The sequence below is a fragment of the Stenotrophomonas sp. 2YAF22 genome (assembly GCF_052114665.1).
GTDB lineage: Bacteria > Pseudomonadota > Gammaproteobacteria > Xanthomonadales > Xanthomonadaceae > Stenotrophomonas > Stenotrophomonas indicatrix.
The window spans coordinates 1-5,746 of record NZ_JBFRFE010000238.1; the positions used below are offsets into that span (position 1 = coordinate 1).

Annotated in this window: 6 protein-coding genes; 1 reads left to right on the top strand and 5 read right to left on the bottom strand. The window is 67.5% G+C overall.

The window, feature by feature from the left end:
• Positions 1–46: 46 nt before the first annotated feature.
• The 3 genes from AB4Y84_RS11075 to AB4Y84_RS11085 are packed head-to-tail and all read right to left on the bottom strand — an operon-like array spanning position 47 to position 2,495.
• Entirely contained in the window at positions 47–730 is a 684-nt protein-coding gene (locus AB4Y84_RS11075; protein WP_442244745.1) for an HAD family hydrolase, read from the bottom strand.
• Positions 727–1,428, bottom strand: coding sequence for a pseudouridine synthase (locus AB4Y84_RS11080; protein WP_312787121.1), 702 nt, complete (start codon positions 1,426–1,428; stop codon positions 727–729). Before AB4Y84_RS11080 ends, AB4Y84_RS11075 begins: the two co-directional genes overlap by 4 nt.
• Positions 1,425–2,495, bottom strand: coding sequence for a class I SAM-dependent methyltransferase (locus AB4Y84_RS11085; RefSeq protein WP_442244744.1), 1,071 nt, complete (start codon positions 2,493–2,495; stop codon positions 1,425–1,427). The genes AB4Y84_RS11080 and AB4Y84_RS11085 overlap by 4 nt, the downstream gene beginning before the upstream one ends.
• A gap of 155 nt (positions 2,496–2,650) precedes the next feature.
• Between AB4Y84_RS11085 and AB4Y84_RS11090 the strand changes: the two genes are divergently transcribed.
• Positions 2,651–2,914, top strand: a complete 264-nt coding sequence (locus AB4Y84_RS11090) for a hypothetical protein (RefSeq protein ID WP_025878415.1) — start codon at positions 2,651–2,653, stop codon at positions 2,912–2,914.
• 208 nt (positions 2,915–3,122) lie between these two features.
• Here AB4Y84_RS11090 and AB4Y84_RS11095 read toward each other — a convergent pair whose 3' ends face one another.
• Together AB4Y84_RS11095 and AB4Y84_RS11100 are read right to left on the bottom strand one after the other, a co-directional pair.
• The gene (locus tag AB4Y84_RS11095; RefSeq protein ID WP_025878414.1) at positions 3,123–3,413 is read right to left on the bottom strand and encodes a DUF3247 family protein; all 291 of its coding nucleotides are present in this window, start codon (positions 3,411–3,413) and stop codon (positions 3,123–3,125) included.
• Positions 3,414–3,457: 44 nt separating this feature from the next.
• Entirely contained in the window at positions 3,458–5,443 is a 1,986-nt protein-coding gene (locus AB4Y84_RS11100) for a hybrid sensor histidine kinase/response regulator (RefSeq protein ID WP_312787045.1), read from the bottom strand.
• Positions 5,444–5,746 lie beyond the last annotated feature (303 nt).

Here is a 5,746-nt window from a genome sequence, read left to right on the forward strand (position 1 = left end):
CGGTCGGCACCCACCCGGTTCAAGGCATGCCAACCAGGGTTGGCACCTACCTCGGCAGCAGCGGCAGCAGCAAGGCGTGCGCGTCCACCAGCGAGCCGACGATGCGGTGGCCCAGCGCGCGCAGTTCTTCATCGGGATGCACCAGGTCCGGTACCTGGATCACGGTCATGCCGGCCGCCAGCGCAGCACGCGTGCCGGCAGGCGAATCCTCCAGCGCCAGGCAGCGTTCCGGTGCCTTGCCCAGCCGCTGCGCGGCCAGCAGGTAGATGTCCGGCGCCGGCTTCGGCCGCGCTACATCGCCACTGGTGATCACCGCATCGAAGTATGGCAGCAGCCCGGCTGCAGCCAGCTTGCGGTTGGCCCGCGGCTGCCGCGTGGTGGTCGCTACCGCACGCGGCACCGCGTGCGACTTCAACAACTCAAGCAGTTCCAGGATGCCCGGCCGCAGCGGCAGCCCGGTCTGGGTGCGCTCCTCGTACAGATCATGGCAACGCGCGGCCATGGCCTCGATCATGCTGTCTTCGATGCCCTGCTGGCGCAGCAGCGCCTGGCTGTCGCGGTCGCCCAGGCCGACCATGCGGACGAAGAAGCTGGCATCCAGGGGCAAGCCGAGCTCCTCCGCCGCCTCGCTCCAGCATGCAAGCGACACACGCTCGCTGTCGATCATCAGGCCGTCCATGTCGAAGATGACGGCGTCGGGCAGGAACGGCAGCGCAGCGATGGAGGTCATGGAGCGAACAACGTATCCAGATCGGTGGAGGTCAGCAGCCGCCATTCCCCTTCGGCCAGTCCCTGCAGGTCCAGGCCACCAACACGGCTGCGATGCAGTGCCTGCACATGGTTGCCTGCGGCAGCGAACATGCGGCGTACCTGATGGTAGCGGCCTTCGTGCAGTACCAGGCGCGCCTTGCGCGGCCCGAGCACCTGCAGTTCAGCCGGCAGCAGGGGCGTCTTCTCCGCTTCCAGCATCAGCGTGCCGCTGGCAAACAGCGCCACCTCGTCACCACGCAGGTCTTCGGCCAGCTCCACTTCGTAGACCTTGGGCAGCTTCGACTTCGGCGAGATGATCCGGTGCAGCAGGTTGCCGTCGTCGGTCAGCAGCAACAGGCCGCTGGTCTCGCGGTCGAGGCGGCCGACGGTGGACAGCACCGGGTCGCGGTCGCGGAAGCGCGGCGGCAGCAGGTCGTAGATCAGGCGGCCCTTGTCCTTGGTCGAACAGGTGTAGCCGGCCGGCTTGTACATCGCCAGCGACAGGCCCACCGGCGGGTCCAGCGGCTCGCCGTCCACCCGCACCGCTTCATGCGGCACCTGGTCGTCGGCGTAGAGCACCTCGCCGTCGGCGTCGGTGACGCGGCCTTCGCGGAACATCCACTGCACCTGCTTGCGGCTGCCGTAGCCGAGGTTGGCGATGTGCTTGACCAGTTTCACCGGGCCTTCCCCTTGCCCTTCACCGCTTCGACCAGCTTGAAGCCATCGCGCTCGGCAACCACGCGCACCGCGCCGAAGCTCTCGTTGAGCGTGTACTCGTAGGGCAGGTGGCGGTTGGCCACCACGTACAGGCGCCCACCCGGGCGCAGCGCCTGCGCGGCCACGGCGATGAAGCGCTGGCCGATGTCCGGGCGATCCGCACGCGAGGGCGTGTGGAACGGCGGGTTGCTGATGATGACGTCGTAGTCCGGCTCGATACCGGCGGTGACGTCGCGCCACAGGAAGCGCAGCGGCACGGGGCGCGGTGGCGGTGCCAGATTCAGTTCGGCCAGGTCCAGCGCGCGCTTCTCGGCCTCGTACAGGTCCAGCGCGGTGATCTTCGGGCAGCGCTCCAGCAGTTCACGCGACAGGTAGCCGTAACCGGCACCGAGGTCAGCTGCACGCCCGGCAAGGTCGGCCGGCAGATGCTCGGCCAGCAGGGCCGACGCCGGGTCGATGCGGTCCCAGGCGAACACGCCAGGACGGCTGAGGAAACGGCCGCCGACGATCGGCCGCACCGCGTCCAGCGCGCCCCAGCGCTTGGCCACGTCCACATCGTGCTGGCCCTGCAGCGGAGCGGTCCAGAACACGCGGCAATGGTTCTTGGTCAGGCTGCCGCCGAGGCCGGCCAACTGCTTGAGGTCGCCTTCGCCGGAGCGGGCACCTTCGTTGTTGTGCTGGCAGGCCACGATGCGGCCACCCTCGGCGACCAGCGCCAGGGCGCGGGCGAACAGCGCACGGGCTTCCTCTCGCTGGCGCGGCGGCAGCACCAGCACCAGCGGGTAACGGCCGCGGCCGGCAGCATCATCCAGCTGCCCGCTGACGGTCCAGCCAGCGGCCTGCTGCAGCGGCTGCGCGAACGGGGCGAAGCTCTGCTCGCAGTCGACTTCGCGGCCGCCGGCCTGCTCGCGCAGTGGCCAGCCGTCACGGGCGCGCAGGAAGGCCACCGGACCTTCCGGCCAGCGCAGGGCGCCGCTGGAGAACGGCAGGAACAGGGTCTGCAGGGGGGCGTCGTCGCTGGATGCCATCGGCGCGGGTACTGGAAGCGTGAGGGCCGTCCATTGTACCGGCTTGTCCGCCCCGGCCCCGGCCACCGCTTTGCGAAACTTCAACGTTGCCTTGATGCCGCAGCAACATGCCAGCGTTCAGGGTAGAAGCTCCCCGCAACCCCTGGAGATCCTGCATGCGTGCCTTGTTCGTCGGAGGTGTCGTCGACAACAGTGAAATGGACCTGGAAGGCAGCCATCCCCCCGTGCATTACCCGGAGGACACCGGCGGCGGCCATTCCCGCTACCGCCTGCACCAGGTTGGCCACGGCGCCGATGGCAGCGTGGCCTACGCCGTCTATGGCGCGCCGGATCTGGCAGACGATGAAGTGACCCGGGTAGCCGAGGAGCGCGCGTATGCGCGCAGGTTCGAAGCGACGGCAACGCTGTTCGAACATTGAACATCGCAGCCACGCATGGCGTGGCTCTACTGTCCGAATGTTGATCATCGCAGCCACGCATGGCGTGGCTCTACTGTTCGAATGTTGACCATCGCGGCCACGCATGGCGTGGCTCTACACCTGTTCGAACGTTGACCATCGCGGCCACGCGTGGCGTGGCTCTGCAGTAGATCCACGCCATGCGTGGATGCGCCATCCGCAGTTGCCGTCAGAGCCTCGGCGGCAGTCTGCGGATGCTGGCGATCTCATCCAGCCACACGTGATGCTGCTGCACCGGCGCATCAAGATCGTCCAACCGCAGCTGGCCATTGCTGCCTTCGTCGCCGGCGTCGTTGCGGTACTGCTGCAGCGTCGGCTGCACCGCAACCGTGCCCAGCAGGCGCCGGCCATCGTGCAGGGTCAGCTGCACCTCGGTTTCCCCCTGCAACTGCGGCAACAGGGCTTCCAGGCGCGCGATCTGCGCGGAATCAGTATGGATACGGGGAGCAATACGGGACATCGGCGACCTCCTGAACTGCAGGGTCGCCGATCGTCCGTGAATGCTCAGTGCAGCAGGCTGTCCCCGCGCGTGGCCTGCACGCGCCGCACCACGCCCACCAGCTGGGCCACCGAATACGGCTTGGCCACATGCTCCTGGAAGCCCGAGGCCAACGCACGGCGACGGTCATCGGCACGCGCCAGCGCGGTCACCGCCACCGCCGGCAGTGCTGCCGCATCCACGCCCAGGTCCTCGCGCAGCGTGCTCACCAGGCCATAGCCATCCATGCCCGGCATGCCGATGTCGGTCAGCAGCACGTGGTACTGCAGGTGGCCATTGTCGGCCAGCAATGCCAGCGCCTCGCCCGCAGAACTGGCCGCGGATACGCTGGCGCCCTGCTCTTCCAGCATGCGCCGCAGGTACTCCAGCACTTCTGGCTGGTCTTCCACCGCCAGCACATGCAGGCCGCGCAACGGATACGGCTCGACCACCATCGGTTCCAGGATAGGACCGCTGACGACCTCGCGCAGCGGACGCCGTTCGGCATCGGGCAGATGCTGCGGCAGGCGCACGGTGAAGGTGGAGCCGTGACCGTGGCCATCGCTGGCCGCGCTGACCGAACCGCCATGCAGTTCGACCAGCTGCTGCACGATGGCCAGGCCCAGGCCCAGACCGCCATGGCGGCGGGTGGTGGTGCCGTCGGCCTGGCGGAAGCGGCTGAACAGATGGTTCAGGAACTCCGGCGCGATGCCATCGCCGGTATCGCGCACGGTGATCGTCCAATAGTTGCCATCAGCCTGCAGCTGCACGTCGATGCGGCCTTCGGCCGGGGTGAACTTGATCGCGTTGGACAACAGGTTCCAGAACACCTGCTGCAGCCGGGTGGCATCGCCCAGCACCTGGCAGGGCTGTGCCGGCAGCTGCAGGGTGACGTCAAGCGCCTTGCCCTCGGCCACCAGCTCCTGTGCGCCCATCGCTTCGTTCAACTGGTCGCGCAGGTCCAGCACTTCCACTTCCAGCTGCACCTTGCCCAGCAGCATGCTGCTGAGGTCGAGCATGTCCGAGATCAACCGCTTCTGCGCGGTCGCGCTGTTGGCGATCACGCCCAGGCCCTTGTACAGCGGGCTGGTGGAATCGACGCGCTGCAGCAGCAGTTCACTCCAGCCCAGGATCGTGGTCAGCGGCGTGCGCAGCTCGTGCGACAGCGTGGCCAGGAACTCATCCTTCAGCCGCGCCATGTTCTCGGCCGCACTGCGCGCGGCACGCTCGGACTGCAGCAGTTCCTCGCGCGCCAGTTCGATCTCGCGGCGCTCGGTGACGTCCGGGCTGCTGCCGGCCAGGCCGATGAAACGGCCCATCCGCGAGAAGCGCGGACGCGCGTTCATTTCCAGCCAGCGCCACTGCCCATCGGCGCGGCGGGCGCGCACCAGGGCGTGCATCGAGCGCTGCGCTTTCAGCGCTTCCTGCAGTTCGTATTCGAACACCGACGCATCGTCGGGATGCACCAGGCCGCGCCAGACATCTTCGGGCACACGGTTCTCGTCGCCGCCGAAGAACTCGCTGAAGGCACTGTTGACGAAGCGGGCGTGGCCGCGCTCGTCCAGTACCCACACCGGCATCGGCAGGCCATCGGCCAACGCACTGAAACGCGCCTCGCTCTCACCCAGTTCCACTTCCATCTGCTTGCGCGCGGTCACATCGAAGAACAGCACGCCCACCTTGTCATCGCCCGCCCGGCCAACACGCACCGCATCCACGGCGAACGTGCGCCCCAGGGCACGGGCATCCATTTCGAACTGGGCCGGTCGCCCGGTCCGCGCCACTTCGCCGTAAATACGGAACCAGTCACCTTCGTGCTGTGGCTCCAGCGTGCTCATGCGCTTGCCGCAGGCATCCTTCAGGCCGGTGTGGCGCTCGAAGGCATCGTTGACCTCGAGGAAGCGGTAGTCGATCGCCTCGTCGCCATCAAACAGCACCTGGATCACACAGAAACCTGCGTGGATGCGCTCAAGCACGCCATGGTGCAGGTCGGGTTCGGGCGTCGGCACCATCAAGGGTGAGCGCTCCACGAGGGGCGGCAATGTGGACAAGGGCGTGGGAGGAAAAGACCGGATGGAGGTACAGCATCTTCCAGACCGCGTATTCACAGCGTCAAGCGCCGTCAGTCAGGGTTGACGACCATGAATTGGCGGCAACTGTTGACGCATTTGACGCTACTGGCCATTGCTGCGGCCCCGCGGCGGGATCACACTCGATCCGAGATCATCATCCTCCCCGCTTCGGGGACGCAGGAGACTGCCATGAAAGGTTCGCTTCCAACCGCCCTGCTGCTGGCCGGCATGCTTGCCGTGGGC